Annotated in this window: 18 protein-coding genes and 1 riboswitch; of the genes, 7 read left to right on the top strand and 11 right to left on the bottom strand. The window is 63.7% G+C overall.

Features of this window, described 5'->3' with window-relative positions; all coding sequences use genetic code 11:
* Positions 1–3: 3 nt before the first annotated feature.
* From AC1DYW_RS28435 to AC1DYW_RS28425, 3 genes are all read right to left on the bottom strand, one after another.
* Positions 4–630 carry a LysE family translocator gene (locus AC1DYW_RS28435; protein WP_457152225.1) on the bottom strand — a complete coding sequence of 209 codons (627 nt, stop codon included), beginning with the start codon at positions 628–630 and terminating at the stop codon, positions 4–6.
* A gap of 90 nt (positions 631–720) precedes the next feature.
* Positions 721–1,668, bottom strand: a complete 948-nt coding sequence (locus AC1DYW_RS28430; RefSeq protein WP_457152226.1) for an aldo/keto reductase — start codon at positions 1,666–1,668, stop codon at positions 721–723.
* Positions 1,669–1,789: 121 nt separating this feature from the next.
* Positions 1,790–2,311 (bottom strand): gamma-glutamylcyclotransferase, encoded by a 522-nt coding sequence (locus AC1DYW_RS28425; protein ID WP_457152227.1) that lies wholly within the window; start codon positions 2,309–2,311, stop codon positions 1,790–1,792.
* A gap of 134 nt (positions 2,312–2,445) precedes the next feature.
* Here AC1DYW_RS28425 and AC1DYW_RS28420 point away from each other — a divergent pair, with 134 nt between their 5' ends.
* Together AC1DYW_RS28420 and AC1DYW_RS28415 are read left to right on the top strand one after the other, a co-directional pair.
* Positions 2,446–3,444, top strand: a complete 999-nt coding sequence (locus tag AC1DYW_RS28420; RefSeq protein ID WP_457153183.1) for a DUF2125 domain-containing protein — start codon at positions 2,446–2,448, stop codon at positions 3,442–3,444.
* A 7-nt stretch (positions 3,445–3,451) separates the two neighbouring features.
* The gene (locus AC1DYW_RS28415; protein WP_457153182.1) at positions 3,452–4,378 is read left to right on the top strand and encodes a sugar kinase; all 927 of its coding nucleotides are present in this window, start codon (positions 3,452–3,454) and stop codon (positions 4,376–4,378) included.
* A 9-nt stretch (positions 4,379–4,387) separates the two neighbouring features.
* On the opposite strand, the gene AC1DYW_RS28410 is transcribed toward AC1DYW_RS28415, so the two are convergent.
* Positions 4,388–5,323, bottom strand: a complete 936-nt coding sequence (locus tag AC1DYW_RS28410) for a prephenate/arogenate dehydrogenase family protein (RefSeq protein ID WP_457153181.1) — start codon at positions 5,321–5,323, stop codon at positions 4,388–4,390.
* A 6-nt stretch (positions 5,324–5,329) separates the two neighbouring features.
* Positions 5,330–6,439: a histidinol-phosphate transaminase gene (gene hisC, locus AC1DYW_RS28405; RefSeq protein ID WP_457153180.1), complete on the bottom strand. Its 1,110-nt coding sequence runs from the start codon at positions 6,437–6,439 to the stop codon at positions 5,330–5,332.
* 137 nt (positions 6,440–6,576) lie between these two features.
* Positions 6,577–6,654: riboswitch (SAM riboswitch) on the top strand.
* 110 nt (positions 6,655–6,764) lie between these two features.
* Here hisC and metX point away from each other — a divergent pair.
* Both metX and metW read left to right on the top strand, forming a co-directional pair.
* Positions 6,765–7,934 carry a homoserine O-acetyltransferase MetX gene (gene metX / locus AC1DYW_RS28400; RefSeq protein WP_457153179.1) on the top strand — a complete coding sequence of 390 codons (1,170 nt, stop codon included), beginning with the start codon at positions 6,765–6,767 and terminating at the stop codon, positions 7,932–7,934.
* A complete protein-coding gene (gene metW / locus AC1DYW_RS28395; protein WP_095084894.1) occupies positions 7,931–8,545 on the top strand; it encodes a methionine biosynthesis protein MetW in 615 nt (204 codons plus the stop codon). Before metX ends, metW begins: the two co-directional genes overlap by 4 nt.
* A gap of 22 nt (positions 8,546–8,567) precedes the next feature.
* Here the strand turns inward: metW and AC1DYW_RS28390 are convergent, their stop codons facing one another.
* Complete coding sequence (locus AC1DYW_RS28390) at positions 8,568–8,894, bottom strand: DUF1330 domain-containing protein (protein WP_457153178.1); 327 nt, start codon at positions 8,892–8,894, stop codon at positions 8,568–8,570.
* Positions 8,895–9,259: 365 nt separating this feature from the next.
* Between AC1DYW_RS28390 and AC1DYW_RS28385 the strand changes: the two genes are divergently transcribed.
* Positions 9,260–10,195: a glycosyltransferase family 2 protein gene (locus AC1DYW_RS28385; RefSeq protein WP_457153177.1), complete on the top strand. Its 936-nt coding sequence runs from the start codon at positions 9,260–9,262 to the stop codon at positions 10,193–10,195.
* A gap of 20 nt (positions 10,196–10,215) precedes the next feature.
* Here the strand turns inward: AC1DYW_RS28385 and AC1DYW_RS28380 are convergent, their stop codons facing one another.
* The 3 genes from AC1DYW_RS28380 to AC1DYW_RS28370 form a co-directional block, all read right to left on the bottom strand.
* Positions 10,216–11,019 carry a DUF1194 domain-containing protein gene (locus AC1DYW_RS28380; RefSeq protein WP_477228395.1) on the bottom strand — a complete coding sequence of 268 codons (804 nt, stop codon included), beginning with the start codon at positions 11,017–11,019 and terminating at the stop codon, positions 10,216–10,218.
* A gap of 87 nt (positions 11,020–11,106) precedes the next feature.
* On the bottom strand, positions 11,107–12,933 hold the full coding sequence (locus tag AC1DYW_RS28375; RefSeq protein WP_457152068.1) for an ABC transporter ATP-binding protein/permease: 1,827 nt from the start codon (positions 12,931–12,933) through the stop codon (positions 11,107–11,109).
* Positions 12,934–13,060: 127 nt separating this feature from the next.
* Complete coding sequence (locus AC1DYW_RS28370) at positions 13,061–13,849, bottom strand: class I SAM-dependent methyltransferase (RefSeq protein WP_457152069.1); 789 nt, start codon at positions 13,847–13,849, stop codon at positions 13,061–13,063.
* Between the two features lie 161 nt (positions 13,850–14,010).
* On the opposite strand from AC1DYW_RS28370, the gene gloB reads away from it, so the two are divergent.
* The gene (gloB, locus tag AC1DYW_RS28365; RefSeq protein ID WP_477228394.1) at positions 14,011–14,778 is read left to right on the top strand and encodes a hydroxyacylglutathione hydrolase; all 768 of its coding nucleotides are present in this window, start codon (positions 14,011–14,013) and stop codon (positions 14,776–14,778) included.
* Between the two features lie 25 nt (positions 14,779–14,803).
* A complete protein-coding gene (locus AC1DYW_RS28360) occupies positions 14,804–15,250 on the top strand; it encodes a cupin domain-containing protein (RefSeq protein ID WP_095084901.1) in 447 nt (148 codons plus the stop codon).
* Here the strand turns inward: AC1DYW_RS28360 and AC1DYW_RS28355 are convergent.
* Positions 15,247–15,921, bottom strand: a complete 675-nt coding sequence (locus AC1DYW_RS28355) for a lysoplasmalogenase (RefSeq protein ID WP_457152071.1) — start codon at positions 15,919–15,921, stop codon at positions 15,247–15,249. The two genes, AC1DYW_RS28360 and AC1DYW_RS28355, sit on opposite strands and share 4 nt — an antisense overlap.
* A complete protein-coding gene (yddG, locus tag AC1DYW_RS28350; RefSeq protein ID WP_477228393.1) occupies positions 15,918–16,811 on the bottom strand; it encodes an aromatic amino acid exporter YddG in 894 nt (297 codons plus the stop codon). Before yddG ends, AC1DYW_RS28355 begins: the two co-directional genes overlap by 4 nt.

Below are 16,811 nucleotides of genomic sequence, written 5' to 3'. Positions count from 1 at the left end.
CACTCAGCCGAACACGGCCAGCGCGGTGGTCAACACCAGCGTCGTGGCAAAGATCAGATTGATGATCCGCGAAGCGGCCGGCCTGCGGAGGAAGCGGGCGAAAGACGCCCCTGCAACGAGCCACAAAGCGTGGATGGCAACGATCATCAGCGCGAGGACGGTCAGCTTGAGCCATATGCCGATATCGCCGGCGCCTTGGCTCGACGACGCGCCGGCGAACACGGCGGCGATCGCCACATAGGCTTTTGGGTTGGCGACAGCCAGCAGAAACCCGGCCAGCCATGTTGGGCGCGAAGCCTCGGCCGCGCGCGCTACCAATGGTGGAGCCGTGGCGATCTTGAACGCGAGATAGAGGATATAGGCGCCGGACGCGAAAGCCAGCAGCGGCCCCAGCTTCGGCATCGACGTGAGCACCGCCATGACCCCGGTAGCTACCACCAGCAGCACTGCAATCGTGCCCAGGACGATCCCCCAGGCGTACCGCAATGAATCACGCAAGCCGAAGGCAGCGCCGACGGCGGTGACGCTTATCGTTGCCGGCCCTGGGCTGCCCATGACGACGGTGGCGGCAAGCACCAGCGCGACCAACTGGCGCCAAAGATCCGGTTGCGAAAGAAGCGGCTCAGTCATCTCACCCTCTGCCTTGCCCCGTGCGAAGGACGGTATGGCAAGACAGGTGCGTGGTCTTGGACGTTCGTGCGTGCGGCGCCGCCGGAAGTTTCAGCCGCTTGCCTTGTCGAGCTCGGCCATGTCGTCGGCGGTCAATTTCAGCGACGCGGCCTTGATCAGGCTCTCCATCTGCTCAGGCCTGGTGGCGCTGGCGATCGGCGCGGTGACGCCTGGCCGTGCGATAACCCAGGAAAGCGCCACTTCCGCCTGCTTGGCCGAATGCCTGGCCGACACCGCATCGAGTGCCGCGAGAATGCGCGTGCCGCGCGCGTTGAGGTAGTCTTTCACCCCGCCGCCACGCGGGCTTTGGCCAAGATCGGCCTCACTGCGGTATTTGCCGCTGAGGAAGCCCTTGGCCAGGCTGAAATAGGTGATGACGCCGATGTCCTCGGCCACGCACAGATCGCGCAACGGCCCGTCGAAGGAGGAGCGATCGTAGAGATTGTATTCCGGCTGCAGCACCTCGTAGCGCGGCAGGCTGCGCAGGCTCGCCACATCGAGTGCCGCGCGTAACTGGCCGGCGTCGAGGTTCGAGCAGCCGGCATAGCGGATCTTGCCCTTGGCGAGCAGCCTCTCGTAGGCGCCAAGGGTTTCCTCATAGGGTGTGGTCGGATCCGGCCAGTGCGACAGATAGAGGTCGATGACGTCCGTCTGCAGCCGCTTCAGCGACGCGTCGACGGCCTTTTCGATATAGGCCGCGGACAAGTCCTTGTGGCCCTGCCCCATATCCGAGCCAACCTTGGTGACCACCACGACGTGATCGCGATTGCCACGGTCCTTCATCCACTTGCCGATGATGGTTTCCGATTCGCCGCCCTTGTGGCCTGGCACCCAGCGCGAATAGGCGTCCGCCGTGTCGATGGCGTTGAGACCGGCCCCGACGAAGCGGTCTAGCAGATCGAACGAGGTTTTCTCGTCGGCGGTCCAGCCAAAGACATTGCCGCCCAGAACCAGCGGCGCGATGGAAAGGTCGGTGCGACCAAGGCGGCGTTTCTGCAAGGCGTATCTCCGGGATGATTGGGGGCCAGTGAATGCAGCCCTGGCTGAGGTTCGGGACCTAACCTAGGTCTTCCCTTATCGAGGTCAAAGGCCTGGCGGCCTTTTCCGCAGAGCCAGCGCTTCACAAAGGTGCTACCCGGCGCGCGACATCCTCCAGCCAGTGGTCGCTTATGCCCAGCGCCTCAAGGTGTTCCAGCGTGCTGATCACATAGTCCTCATTGTTGCCGGACTGGCCGACCGCGCCGCGCACCACGGCCGCTGCATGCGCCGCGTCGAGCGCGCCGGCATATTGCTCATGCTGGCGGTCGACGATGTAGGCTACGGCTTCGACCGTCCGGCCGCCGTCAAGGCGAATCTTGAGCGTCCGTTCGAGATAGACGTTGGTGACCAGCTCGCGCTCGCGCAGATAGGCGATGACCTCGTCGCGCAATTCGCCGGGCACGCGGAACGCCAAACCGACGCAGGAGCCACCACGGTCGAGACCGAGCACCAGCCCCGGCCGCTGACGCGTGCCGCGATGCACGAAGGAATAGACGCACAGCGAGCGCCGGTAGCCGTGCAGGCGGGCGCGCTGCGTTTCGACATGCGCGAAACCCGGCCGCCAGATCAGCGACCCATAGCCAAACACCCAAAAATCGCCCATATCGCCGCGCCTGATTGTAAAAGAATGGCAGCACCACACCGGAATCGGTGTTTTTTCCGTCCGCCTCTGTCTACCTGTTGTTGTCGGAATCGCGAGTCCGCCTACAACACCCATGCGTTAACGAGAGCCAAAGCATGACGTCAAGTGACGAACGCCAACCGAAGCGCCGACGCCTCCTGTTCTGGCTTGCCGCGTTCATTGTCGTGCTGTTCGCCATTTACAGCGCTGGCTGGTTCTACCTGGCTGACCGGGTCCGAAGTGAAGCCGACAAGGCGGTTGCCTCGCTCAACAAGAGTGGCGTCGAGGCCGGCTGTGCCAATCTCCAGGTCAGCGGCTATCCGCTGAGCTTTGCCGTCTCCTGCGACAATCTCGCTTATGAGGACGATGCCAGGAACATCGCCGCCTCGGCCGGCAGCTTCAATGCCGTCGCCCAGATCATCCAGCCGCTGTCGCCGGTGGCCGATCTGCGCGGTCCGCTCAGGACCTCCGTTCCAGGCATGATGCCGCTGTGGATCGACTGGGACAATTTGCAAGCCAACGTCAAACTGTCATGGCCGCTGCCACGGCGGATTTCGCTGCAGGCCGAGGGCCTGTCCGGCCAGACCGATCCCGCTGATGACACCGATCCGGTCGAACTGTTCAGTGCCGGCAAGGCGGACAGCCAATTGCAGCCGAAAGGTGGGGATATCAACTATCTCGGTAATTTCAGCGATCTCGAGATCGATGCCGAGGCGATCGGCGGACGGGTGCTGCCGGCGCTCGATGCCAGCGGCGACGTGACGCTGAAGAATGGCGTCGCGCTGATCGGCAGGCAAGTGAAGAGCCTGCGCGGCCAGGCGATCGAGATCCACAACCTCGACCTGTCGTCAGGCACGGCGCGCGTCACCGTTTCCGGACCGCTGTCGGTCGATGCCGATGGTCTCATCGACGCCGACCTGACGATCACGCTGAAGGATCCGAAGGCCGTGGCGGCGATCCTCGGCGGTGCCATCCCCGAGCAAAAAACGCAGATCGAGCAGGGCTTTGCTGGCCTGGCGCTGCTCGGCAACCAGCCGTCGATGCCGCTCAAGGTGGTCAAGGGCAAGGCCTCGCTCGGCTTCATTCCGCTGGGCAAGATCAAGCCGGTGGAATAGCGCATCGATGGCAAAACCCGTGAGACTGCTGAGTGTCGGCGCGCTGACGCTGGATACGATCTTGCGTGTCGAGACGCTGCCCGGCCACCAAGGCAAGTTCATCGCCTCCGACGGCGTCCAGATCGCTTCGGGCATGGCGACGAGCGCGGCCTGCGCTGCACATCGCCTGGGCGCCGATGTTTCGTTGTGGGCGAGCACGGGCGACGATTCAGTCGGCGATCAGCTGATCGCCGGGATCCAAGCAGAAGGCGTCGATTGCAGCTTCGTGCGCCGCGTCAGTGGCGCCCGCTCGGCGCTGGCCTCGATCCTGGTCGACGCGCATGGCGAGCGCATCATCGTGCCGTTCTACGACAGCCAGGCCCAGGCCGATCCCGAGGCTCTGCCGCTCGCAGACCTCTCGGCATTCGATGCCGTGCTGGCCGATGTCCGCTGGCCCGGTGCCGCAGCGCTTGCCCTGGAGGCGGCGCACGCCATCGGCCGGCCGGCGATCCTTGATGCCGATACCGCGTCGAGGGACGTGCTGGAACTGCTGCTGCCCCTGGCATCCCATATCGTGGCTTCCGAGCCGGCGGCGCGCGTACTGTGCGGCGCGGAACTGGATTCGCGCCAGGCCTGTGAGGCACTCGCCCGGCGCGGCGATGCGTTTGTCGCGGTTACCGGCGGCGCGGCTGGCACCTGGTGGTTCGATCGCGCGACGGGATCATCGCGACATGTCGCGGCGCCGAAAATCAATGCGGTCGACACGCTGGCCGCCGGCGATGTCTTTCACGGCGCCTTCGCCGTCGGACTGGCGGAAGCCATGCCGGTCGAGCAGGCCTTACGCTTTGCCAGTGCGGCCGCCGCGCTCAAATGCCTGCGCTTCGGCGGCCGGCTAGGCGCGCCGGACCGGGCCGAGACGCTGGCGATGATGAAAAGCCACTGGCCAGCAGGCTGAAGAAGCGACCTACGCCTTCGCCGGGTGCTCGACCGCCTGACGGCCGAAATCGGGGACGTCGATGTCCTGGCCGGCCTCGATGATCGAGCGGCGCACCGCACGGGTGCGGGTGAACAGATCGAACAGCTTTTCGCCGTCGCCCCAGCGGATCGCCCGCTGCAGCGACGCCAGATCTTCCGAGAACCGTGCCAGCATTTCGAGGATGGCGTCCTTGTTGTGCAGGCAGACGTCGCGCCACATGGTCGGATCCGAGGCGGCGAGACGGGTGAAATCGCGAAAACCTGAAGCCGAATATTTGATCACTTCGGATTTGGTCACCGACTGCAGATCGTCGGCGGTGCCGACGATGTTGTAGGCGATGATATGCGGCAGGTGCGAGACGATGGCCAGCGTCATGTCGTGATGCTGCGGGTCCATCGTGTCGATGTTGGCGCCGCAACGGCGCCAGAATTCCGACAGCCTCTCCAGTGCATCCGGGTCGGTGTCGGGCAGCGGGGTGAAGATGCACCAGCGATTGTCGAACAGGTCGGCGAAACCGGCATCTGGGCCGGATTTTTCCGTGCCCGCCAGTGGGTGGCCGGGAATGAAATGCACGCCATCGGGCACATAGGGCTGCATCTGCGCAATCACCGATGCCTTGGTCGAGCCGACATCGGTGAGGATCGCACCCTGCTTCAGCGCCGGCGCGATTTCCTCGGCCACAGCGCCGGACGAGCCGACCGGCACCGAGACGATGACCAGATCAGCATCGCGGACCGCTTCCTTCGCATCGCTGGAGTAGGAGGAGCCGAGCCCAAGCTCTTGCGCCCGCGCCAATGTCGCGGCACTGCGGGTCGAGATGGCGACGTGACGGGCGAGGCCCTCGCGACGGATGACGCGGGCCAGTGACGAGCCGATCAGGCCGATGCCGACCAGCGCGATCTTTTCAAACATCGGTGATGTCATGGTGTTCTAGCTTTTCAGGAATGTCGTGAGAGCGGCGACCACGCCGCGATTGGCCTCTTCGGTGCCGACGGTCATGCGCAGCGCGTTGGGAAAGCCGTAGCCGGAAACGCGCCGCAGAATATAGCCGCGCGCCGTCAGATAATCGTCCGCCGCGGCGGCCGAATGGTTCTGGTCGTCGGGAAAATGGATCAGGATGAAATTGCCGACGCTTGGCGTCACCCGCAGCCCAAGCTTGCCGAACTCCTCGCTCAACCATGTAAGCCACGTTTCGTTGTGCATCACGCTGCGTTGGACGTGGTCGCGGTCACGGATCGCGGCGATGCCGGCCTCGATCGCCGTCGCATTGACGTTGAAGGGGCCACGCACACGGTTGATGGCATCGACGATGTGCATCGGTGCGTACATCCAGCCGATCCGAGCCCCGCCGAGGCCGATCTTGGAGAAGGTGCGGGTCATCACCACGTTCTCGGCCCCGCCGACCAGTTCGATGCCGGCTTCATAGTCGTTGCGGCGAACATATTCGGCGTAAGCCGCGTCGAGCACCAGAAGCACATTTCCGGGCAAGCCGGCATGCAGGCGGCGCACTTCCTGGAACGGCACATAGGTGCCGGTCGGGTTGTTGGGATTGGCAAGGAATACGATTTTCGTGCGCGGCGTGACGGCGGCCAGCATCGCATCGATGTCGGCACGCTCATCGGTCTCCTTGACCGCGACCGGAGTTGCGCCGGCCGACTGGATGTAGATTTTGTAGACCATGAAGGCGTGTTCGGTGAAAATCGCCTCGTCGCCGGGAGCGAGATAGGTTTGCGCCAGAAGGCCGAGAATTTCGTCGGAGCCGTTGGAACAGATGATGTTCTGCGCGTTGAGACCATGCACCTCGGCGATCGCCTCACGCAGCCGCCTGGCGGTGCCATCGGGATAGACGTCGAGCTTCGCAGCAATCTCCCGCGCGGCCTCGATCGCCTTCGGCGACGGACCCAGCGGATTCTCGTTCGACGACAGCTTGTAGACCTTGGCGACGCCGGCGGGCGCGGTGCTCTTGCCCGGCACATAGGCGTCGATGTCCATGATGCCCGCGCGCGGGGTTGGACGTGCCTTGTCCGGTGTCTGGCTCATGTCGCAAAATCCGTCGAGAACGCTTCCGTCTGGAAGCCGAAGCGGAAATACAAGCCACGGCCCGCAATGTCGAGAGGTGGCAACCTCCGGACCGCGGCTGGCCGTTGACGCGGGCGCGCCACAGTCCTAGAAGAGGTACGAAATTCCGTGGTGATTTGGCCGGTCGGCTTGCAGCCACGTTAAACAACTTGCTAAAGGGCCGTTTGCATCCTGTAACCGGCTTTGCGACTGCAATGCCGGTTTTTTGTTGTCCGCGCCGGCCGGACACCGCATCGGCCTCGAATTTCGAAAGCACCGTGCGGATTCAAAGTGTGAGATGGATGCAATGGCCGCTCTACGCGCTGGAAAAACCAACAACGAGGCTGACCAGCCGTCGAGCCCGGTGCTGCGCTTTGGGCCCGACAAGCCGCTAAAGCTCGATGCCGGCACCCTGCTGTCGCCGTTCCAGATCGCCTACCAGACCTACGGCACGCTGAACGACGCCCGTTCCAACGCCATCCTCGTCTGCCATGCGCTGACGGGCGACCAGCATGTCGGCAGCACCAATCCGGTGACCGGCAAGCCGGGCTGGTGGGAAGTGCTGATCGGCCCCGGCAAGATCATCGATACCAACCGTTTCTTCGTCATCTGCTCCAACGTCATCGGCGGTTGTCTGGGCTCCACCGGCCCGGCCTCGACCAATCCCGCCACCGGCAAGCCCTATGGGCTCGACCTGCCGATCATCACCATTCGAGACATGGTGCGCGCCCAGCAGATGCTGATCGACCATTTCGGCATCGAAAAACTGTTTTGCGTCCTCGGTGGCTCGATGGGCGGCATGCAGGTACTGGAATGGGCGTCGAGCTATCCGGAGCGCGTCTTCTCGGCGCTGCCGATCGCCACCGGCGCGCGCCATTCCTCGCAGAACATCGCCTTCCATGAGGTCGGCCGGCAGGCCGTGATGGCGGATCCGGACTGGCATGGCGGCAAATATTTCGAGCACGGCAAGCGCCCGGAAAAGGGCTTGGCGGTGGCGCGCATGGCCGCCCATATCACCTATCTGTCGGAAGCTGCCCTGCATCGGAAGTTCGGCCGCAATCTGCAGGATCGCGAGGCGCTCACCTTCGGCTTCGACGCCGACTTCCAGATCGAGAGCTATCTGCGCCACCAGGGCATGACCTTCGTCGATCGCTTCGATGCCAATTCCTATCTCTACATGACGCGGTCGATGGATTATTTCGACCTCGCCGCCGACCATGGCGGCCGGCTGGCGGATGCGTTCGCCGGCACGAAAACCCGCTTCTGCCTGGTGTCCTTCACCTCGGATTGGCTGTTCCCGACCGAAGAGAGCCGCTCGATCGTTCATGCGCTCAACGCCGCCGGCGCGTCGGTATCCTTTGTCGAGATCGAGACCGATCGCGGCCACGACGCCTTCCTGCTCGACGAGCCGGAACTGTTTGCCGCCATCAATGGCTTCATCGGCTCCGCGGCACGGGCGCGAGGACTCGCATCATGAACGTCACCCGCAACCAGCGCGTCGACCTCGAAGTCGTCGCTAACCTCATTCCGCCACAGTCGCGCGTGCTCGACGTCGGTTCAGGCGATGGCTCGCTGCTCGAATTGCTGCAGGACACCAAGCAGGTCGACGGCCGCGGCCTTGAACTCTCGCAGCGTGGCGTCAACGAATGCGTGGCGCGCGGCTTGAGCGTCATCCAGGGCGATGCCGACAAGGATCTCGAGTTCTATCCCGACAAGGGCTTTGACTTCGTCGTCCTGTCGCAGACCCTGCAGGCCACCCGCAACCCGAAGCTGGTTCTCAAGGAACTGCTCAGGATCGGCAATCGCGCCATCGTGTCCTTCCCCAATTTCGGCCATTGGCGGGTCCGCATGTCGCTGTTCCTCAATGGCCGCATGCCGGTGACCACGGACCTGCCCTATTCCTGGTACGACACGCCCAACATCCATTTCTGCACCATCCGCGACTTCGTCAATCTGTGCGACGAGCTTGGCGCTACCGTGGAAAAAGCAACCGCGCTCGACGCCAATGGCCAGAAGATCGGCCTGTCGATGCCATGGTGGTTCTGGAACTTCTTCGGCCAGCAGGCGGTGTTCTTGCTGAAACGGTAATCCCGCCGCACCATTGTCGACTTCACGCCTGGTCAAGGACATCCGTGGCCTTATGCGGATGCTCAACGCCATCAACGAAGATCACGTCGGCTTCCGAGTTGTCGGTCCGCAACGTCAGTATCGCCTGATAGGCGGCCGAGTTGTACCATCCGCGCACGTGTTGCCTGTCGGGAAATTCGATGATGATCAGGTGGCCCTGCCAATCGTTTTCGATGACCTCGACCTCGCCGCCATGGACCAGAAAACGACCGCCGAAAGGGGCCAGCGTGGCATCGATCTTCTGCAGATATTCGACGATCTGCGGACCCATCCGGGCTTGGCGCATATGGGCAACGGCGTAAGCAGTCATGACAGTACTCCCTCTGGAACCGAAGCCGAGCAGCCGGCCTCGCGACGGCAATCTGCCCAAACACCTGCCGCGATGCGATTACGTCTGACGTAGTGGAATGCATCCAGATTATAGACGCGTCATTCATCGCAAGGGCGATTCGCAAGCATAGGGCGCGGCAATGGTGTTGCAGTTGAAGCGCTAGATAGTGGAATTCGTCGTTTCACGCGCATTGAGCAGCATCCCGGTGGGGTGACAGGTACGGCTGTTTTTTGTAGCGTCGTGGCCAATACGGGGGATATGGAAGGCCGATCCATTTGACCGTCCTGAAGATCGAAAGACCTGGCAGGAAGCGTATTTTTTACGCTGGAAATGGCTGACGCAGTATGACCCGGAAGACAGAGCACGCTCCTCTCATCACGGTCATCACGCCGACTCACAACAGGCGCGAGGCGGTATTGCGCGCCGTGGAAAGTGTAATTTCCCAGAGCATGCCGAGGTTCGAGCATATTGTCGTCGACGATGGCTCGACGGACGGAACCGCGGCGGCACTGGCCAGCATTCGTGATCCGCGACTGATCTATGTCGGCGCGAAATGGCGAGGCGCCAATGCCGCCCGCAATGCAGGCATCGAGCGCGCGCAGGCACCCGTCGTGACGTTCCTCGATTCCGACGACGTCTATCTGCCGCACAGGCTCGAACGGACCCTGACCTGGTTCGATGCCAATCCGGCGCTCGAAGTGCTGATCAGCTCTTATGTCTCCCTGAAGGGCGGACGCGCCACCGATTGCATCAATCGCGATGCATTCCTAAACTCTGCCACGCTGGAACGAACGCTGGTCGCGGAGACAATCTTGATCGCGGGATCGGCGATAACAGCCCGCCGCGAGGCGTTGCTGGCCATCGGCGGCTATGACAGCGACATCGCCAGGATGCAGGATCGGGAATTGCTGCTGCGGCTTGCCCGGCGCTTCGGCGCGCAATTGTCTCAGGACATCGACTGGACGAAGCACAATTCGGAGAATTCGATTTCGCGACGTCGCGACGGCTATGTCGAAGCCTATGCGAATCTGATGCGCAAACACCCGAATATTGCCCGCTCCTACCCGCATATCCCGCCCTACATGATCACGCGGCAGATCATTTCCGATATTCTGAAGTGCCGGATTCCGGAAGCCTTCTCGGGCTACATGGCCAACCGCTCGTCGAAAGATCTCGGCTACTCGCTGCCCGAACTGATCAATGGCTATGTCTATGGCCGGCGCTGGCGTCGCGACCTTCACCACGAGTTTCGGCAGAAGTTCGACGCCCGTCCGGCCTGACTGCTGTCACTACGACGAAGCTATCGGTCGAGCTCCGGAAAATACGGGTCCGAATAAAACCGTCTGTCCCGCTCGCCTTTCAAGCAGTCGACAGGCGCAGCAGTGTCGACGGGGATGACCCTCGTCCCATCTTGAATGCCGCTCACTTCGAGGACCAGCTTGCGCCGGATGGCCGTAGAAAATTCGGCGGCAGCGTAAATCGGCAGCACAAAGGAACCAGGCCCTCCGGTCACGCACTGCGCATAGTACTGGTCGAGATGGCTGAAGGTTGGTGACGGATTGATCAGAATCGGCAGGCCGTTGATGACGATGCCTTTGGCAGTTGCCGCATCGCGCGTCGCGGTGACCGGCGGCCCGATATTGTTGGGACCATCGCCTGATATATCGATGACGCTGCGTTCGCCCTCGAAAGAAGTGCGATCGAAAATCTCGGTGCCGAAAGCCAGTGCAGTGGAAATCGAAGTGCCGCGGAAGCTGCGGAACGGCCGGGCCGCGACCTTGTCGGCAAAGCTGTTGGCGCTCTCGGCGCTGTCGATGATTTGCCAGTCGATGATCGCATCGTCGCGCACCGTGCCGGCCCATTCGAAATAGGCGAGCGCGATGCGGCCCGTCTTGCCGGCGCGGACAGCCTGGATGAAATCGGGATGCCGCAGCGCCTCGACATAACCGGCGCGCTGCAGGGCAAACTCCTTCTCGTCCATCGACAGCGAAATGTCGACCGCCAGCACCAGCTCGACATCGACCGCCAGCGCATCCGGCGGCGGGGCGGTCGGAGTAGCCTGGGCACAGGCAAGACAGGCAAGCAGGCGTAAAGCATCAAGCATGGCCGACGCCAGAGTTGTTTCTTCGCGAAATCTTCCTTCGCGATCGCGGCAAAATAAAGCTTGGAGCCCGTAACCGGGGAAAACAGCCTATTTCTTGCGGCGGGCGGCCGCCGGCGGCGGGTCGATCGCACCGGCCCTGACGCGGACAGGTTTCAGCGCCTGCGCACCGGTATCCTTGACGATCGTCAACGCGCGGGGAAAGAACTGATTGTTGTGCAGCCCGCGTCCGATGTTGAGGATCGCCGTCTCGGGCAAGCGCTTATCCAATGTCGAAAGCACGCGCCGCAGCGAGGGCCCGTCGAACGCGTCCAGGGCTTCGTCGATGATCACCCATTTCGGCTGCCGCAAGGCGAGCCTGGCGAAGGCCAGCGAACGCTGTTCGTCATCGCCCAGCTCATGCTCCCAGCGCGCGCTGCGGTCGAGTGAGGATGACAGCCGTCCAAGCCCGACTTCGGCAAGCACCGCCGAAATGTCGGCGTCGCTCGCCGGCGCAGGTCCGTTCGGGTGATCGAGGACCTCGCGCAGCGTACCGGTCGGGAAATACGGCACGCGCGGCACGAATATGGGGTTTTCTCCCGCAGGCAGGCCGATCCGCCCACTCCCCCATGGCCACAGGCCGGCAATGGCGCGGAAGAACAACGTCTTGCCGGCGCCGGGGTCGCCGGTGATCATGACGCGCTCGCCGGGACGGATTTCGACATGCTCGTCGGCAAGCTTGGTGCAGCCGTCCCGCGAGGCCACTTCGAGCTTCTCGAAAGTCAGGCTGCCATTGGCGTTCTCGCCGAAGGCAATGCGCCTTTCCTTGTCGTGCAGCACATCGGTCTCATTGAGCGCGATGCGGAAGTCGGCGACGCGCATCAACGTGGCGCGCCAGTCGGCGATGCTGCCGATATTGTTGATGAACCAGCGCAACGAAGAGTGAACCTGGTTGAAGGCGCCGACCGCCATCATCAGCCCGCCAAAGCTGATATCGCCGGAGAAATAGACCGGCGAGGCGACCAGGATGGGTGCCACGACGGTGATCCAGCCATAGGTGTCGGTCACCCAGGACAGGTTGATCTGGGCGGTGTAGATGCGGCGCATGGCGCCCAGGACCGTACCGAGGTCGAGTCCGAGCCGTCGCCTGGCGTCGGCCTCGCCATGGTACAGCGCGATGGCATCGACATTCTCGTTGACGCGCACCATCGACGAGCGAAGCTCGGCTTCGCGTGTGTAGCGGTCGCTGTTGAGGCGGATCAGCGGTCGCCCGACCAGCCAGCTCAGCCAGGAGGCGGTGCCGGCATAGAGGATGGCGGCCCAGACCATGTAGCCCGGTATGGCCAGCGCGGTGCCGCCAACATGAAACACGAAGCCCGAGGACAGTTCCCACAACACGCCGACGAAGGATACGAGCAGGATACACGACTGCAGCAAGCCGACGCCGAGGTCGGTCGACAGGTCCGACAGATGCGCGGCGTCCTGCTGCATGCGCTGGTCGGGATTGACGCCGATGGCGCCGGCATTGGCCAGACGGAAGGCCCGCGCCGGCCGCATCCACTGGTCGATCAGATCCAGCGTCAGCGCCTCGCGCAGCTTCAGCCTGATCATCTGGTTGAGCCAGGTCTGGCCGATGTTGAGCACCAGAAGTCCGCCGGCGATTGCCGCAAAGACGAGAAGCTGGTGCAGGAAGGCCGCCATGTCGCGGCGCGCAAGCGCATCGTAGAAAGGCTGGTTCCAGCGGTTGAGCAGGACCTGGCCGATCGACGTTGCGATGATGACGGCCATGATGCCGACCGATGTCCAGAGCAACCAGCCGCGAACCGGCGATCCCGTCAGCGCTTGCCTGATCGTCGCCACCTGATCGCCCAGGCTGCTGGCTTCGACCGCCACGGCAGCCGGCTGAACGGTGGCTGCATTGTCCAGTTGATCAGCCATGGCTGAGGTCCTTGCGTTCAGTGCTGAAACCGGATGGAGAGACTTGATCGCATCCGTCGTTCAGATGGGCTGCGAGCCCCCTTGCGACAGATAGGGTGGGACAAGGCCCCTGGCGTTCTTGTCGCGATCACGAAGCCGTCACCCCCGCAGCCGATGGCTTGGCATCCCCGGCCTCCTTCTGACGGCCGAGCCGCGTGGCGCCATGCGGCGACAGCACCGGCACGAAGACGCGACGCGAGGCGCGCTGGGCGACCGGAACGCCTTGATAGAGCCGCTTCTGCGCCTCGACGACGATGACGCCGGAAAAGATCGGCCACAGCCGCCGGCCGGCGCGTTCCAGCACGTTCTGGAAGCGCATCATGAAGCGACGCCGCGATGGCGGGAAGAACAGCGCATCGGACCAGGCGGCCGGCGTGAAATTCGTCTCGCGCAGCAGTTCGGTAAGCTGGCCGCGCGAGAAAGGCCGGCCATTGCCGAACGGCGTGTGCTCGAAGCGCGCCCAGACGCCGCGCCGGTTGGGCACGACGATGACGACGCGGCCAGCCGGCGACAGCACCCGCCAGATCTCGTTCAGCGTTTCGCGCGGATTTTCGACATGTTCGAGCGAATGGACGAGCAGCATGCGGTCGATGCAGGAATCGACCAGCGGCAGCTCCTCGTCGAAGACCAATGCCGTCGCCGTCGGCCCCGTCGCCGGCCACACCACGGCGCCTTGCGTTGCCGGCATGAAGGCGAAGACCCGCTCGGCATCGGCGCCGAAGCGCTCCAGCCACGGCAAGGTGTAGCCGAGGCCGACCAGCCGTTCATTGGGCACGGCTGCCCAGATCGACGACAGCGCCATGGTGATCGAGCGCTCGGCGAACCGGCCGAGCGTTGTCGAATAGAATGAGCGAAGATCGACGATGTCGGAATGCATGCGAGGGATGTAGCCGTGATATCGGCGGGTTTCAACAAAAGGCCTCGACGAGGTCGACATTCCCGAGTGACACTTGTCATCTCCCTGGGATGTCATTCGACATTCCGGGATGACATCGGCGCCTTGGCGCCCTATGTCTGCGGCGACAATGGAGAGATGCGATGCCGGTCGAAATCGAACAGTTCATGTGCCGCAGCGACAATTTCGGCGTGCTGGTGCATGACCCCAAAAGCGGCCAGACCGCGATCATCGATGCACCCGAGGAAGCGCCGATCCTGGCCGCGCTCAAGCGCACCGGCTGGACGCCGACGATGATCCTGACCACGCATCACCATGTCGATCATGTCGAGGCCAATCTGGCGCTGAAGGAGCGCTTCAAGCTGCGCATCATCGGCCCGGAAGCGGAAAAGGCGAAGATTCCCGGCATCGACGAAACCGTCGAAGAAGGTTCCGTCGTTCATCTCGGCGATGAACGGATCGAGGTGATCGCCACGCCTGGCCACACCGCCGGCCACGTCTCCTATCACTTGCCGGCATCGAAGGTGGCGTTCACCGCCGACACGTTGTTTGCGCTGGGTTGCGGGCGGCTGTTCGAATGCAAGCCGCCGGTGATGTACGAGTCGCTGAAAAAGCTTGCAGCGCTGCCCGCCGCGACCGTCATCTATTGCGGCCATGAATACACGCTCTCCAACGCGCGTTTCGCGCTGACCGTCGACCCGACCAATTCGGCCTTGAAGGAGCGTGCCGCCAAGATCGAGGCGTTGCGGGCCGAAAACAAGCCGACGCTGCCGACGACGATCGGCGAGGAACTGTCGACCAATCCGTTCCTGCGCTGGCACGACCCAGCGATCCGCAAGCATCTTGGGCTGGAGAAAGCTTCGGACGCCGAGGTGTTCGCAGAAATCCGCAAGCGCAAGGATAATTTCTAAACAAAGACAGGATGGTCTGGAACCCATGACCAGCGCAGCCGAAATCATCGCGATCCTCGGTCTGAAGCCGCATCCGGAGGGCGGCTGGTATGCGGAGACCTTTCGCGACGGCGCCGGCGGCGCGCGCGGCCATTCGACCGCGATCTATTTCCTTTTGGAGCAGCACCAGGTTTCGGCCTGGCACCGGGTCAAGGACGCCACCGAGGTCTGGCATTTCCACGCCGGCGCCCCGCTGGCGTTGTCGATGAGTGAGGAAGATGGCGCCGTGTTCGAGCAGGTGCTCGGCATCGACCTGGCGGCGGGCGAGCGGCCGCAGATCGTCGTGCCGGCAGGCTGGTGGCAATCGGCGCGCAGCCTGGGCGAATGGACCCTGGTCGGCTGCACCGTCGCACCGGGCTTTGAGTTCGCCACCTTCGAGCTGGCCGAGCCCGGCTGGCAGCCGAAACAACCCCAACTCAGCAAGAACCCCTAGCTCAGCAGGAATCCTAGGGTGATCGCCAGTTGGGCGGCGTAGTAGAGACCCCAGACGGCCAAACGCATCCAGACGCGGTGTGGCGATATGGCGGCCACCAGGAATTTTTCCGTGGCGAGCAGCCCGTCCGATGCCATGAACAGCAGCGCGCCGCCGACAATCGAGACGCTGCCTGTCGTCAGCGCCGAAACGCCCATGGCGAGGATGGCCGCGATATAGACGATGATCGGAACGCGCAAGCCCGGACCGACACGCCGCCAGAGCGCCGCCAGCATGACGATCGCGAACACCGCCATCGCCAGCGCGATCGCCCCGCGCCACGACTCGGCGCCAAGCAACTCCAGGCCGCCCCCACTGCGCAGGAACAGCGCGACATAGACGATGTGGGCGACGAGAAAACTGGCCAACCCGCCGAGAAAGGCCCTTTCGCCGTCGCGCGACAGGAAGGCATCGCCAGCGGCGCTGAGCGCAAGGGCGATGACCAGCAGCAGCGGGCCGCCTTGCAGCGCCGCCAGCACGGCAAGCATCGCCACGGCGAGTGTCTTTGCCGCCGAGCGGGCGAGCGTCGGCGGCATGCCTGATATGAAGGCGTAGATCACCGCCGCCACCAGCGAAAAGATCAACGTAGCATTCGCATTGGCGTCGATGCCGCCTGCAAACGGCATCGTCATGCCTTGGCTCCGCTTTCGGTCACGACCGGCTTCCGCAGAAACAGCGATTTTGCCGCCAGCGCCGCCCCGCCGGTGATGAGCACGCAGGCGGCGAGGATGCGCAGCGACGGCTCGGCGACGCCGGCCGCGATCAGCACCAGCGTCGACAACAGCGGCGCCGCATAGCTTGCCGCGCCGAGCACCTGGATGTTGCCGCGCTTGACGCCGATATCCCAGGCGTAGAAGGCCGCGCCGACCGGCATCAGGCCGAGCCCGAGCACGGCCAGCCACTGGCCGGCACCGTTCGGCAGCACGGTTTGTTCCAGCGCCAGGTGGCAACCGAGCGACAGCACCGCGGTGGCGGCGCAGAACCAGGTGACGATGCTGGTCGGCACCGACGGGAAGCGCCGCGACAGAAGCGAATAGGACGACCACAGCACCGCACAGACGGCGGCCATGGCATAGCCGAAGGCGTAGCGGGCATCGAAGGCGAGGCCGCCCCCTTTGGTGACGATCAGCACGGTGCCGGCAAGGCCGAGCAGCGCGCCGACGACATGGTTCCAGGCCAGGCGCTCGCCCGGCATCAGCGCCGAGCCAAGCACGATCAGCAGCGGCCACAGATAGGCGATCAGGCTCGCCTCCACCGCCGGCGCATTGCGCAGCGCGGTGAAGTAGAAGAAGTGGTAGCCGAACAGGCCGGCAATGCCGATCAGCCAAACCTGCGGCGGTATCTTCTGGCTCTTGTCGGGGGCCGGCATGACCAGCCGCGCGACAAGCCCGACCCCGGTGCCGATCGAAAACGTGATTGCCGACAACAGGAACGGCGGCACTTGGCCGGAGGCATCCGTAAGCAGCGCCAGCAGCGCCCACATGGCGACCGCCGAAAAACCGATGAGTGTAGCGCGCCCCAT

This window comes from Mesorhizobium sp. P2_D5 (genome assembly GCF_056404355.1).
Note: the sequence above shows the minus strand (reverse complement) of the source record. Positions and strands in the feature narration are given on the sequence as shown.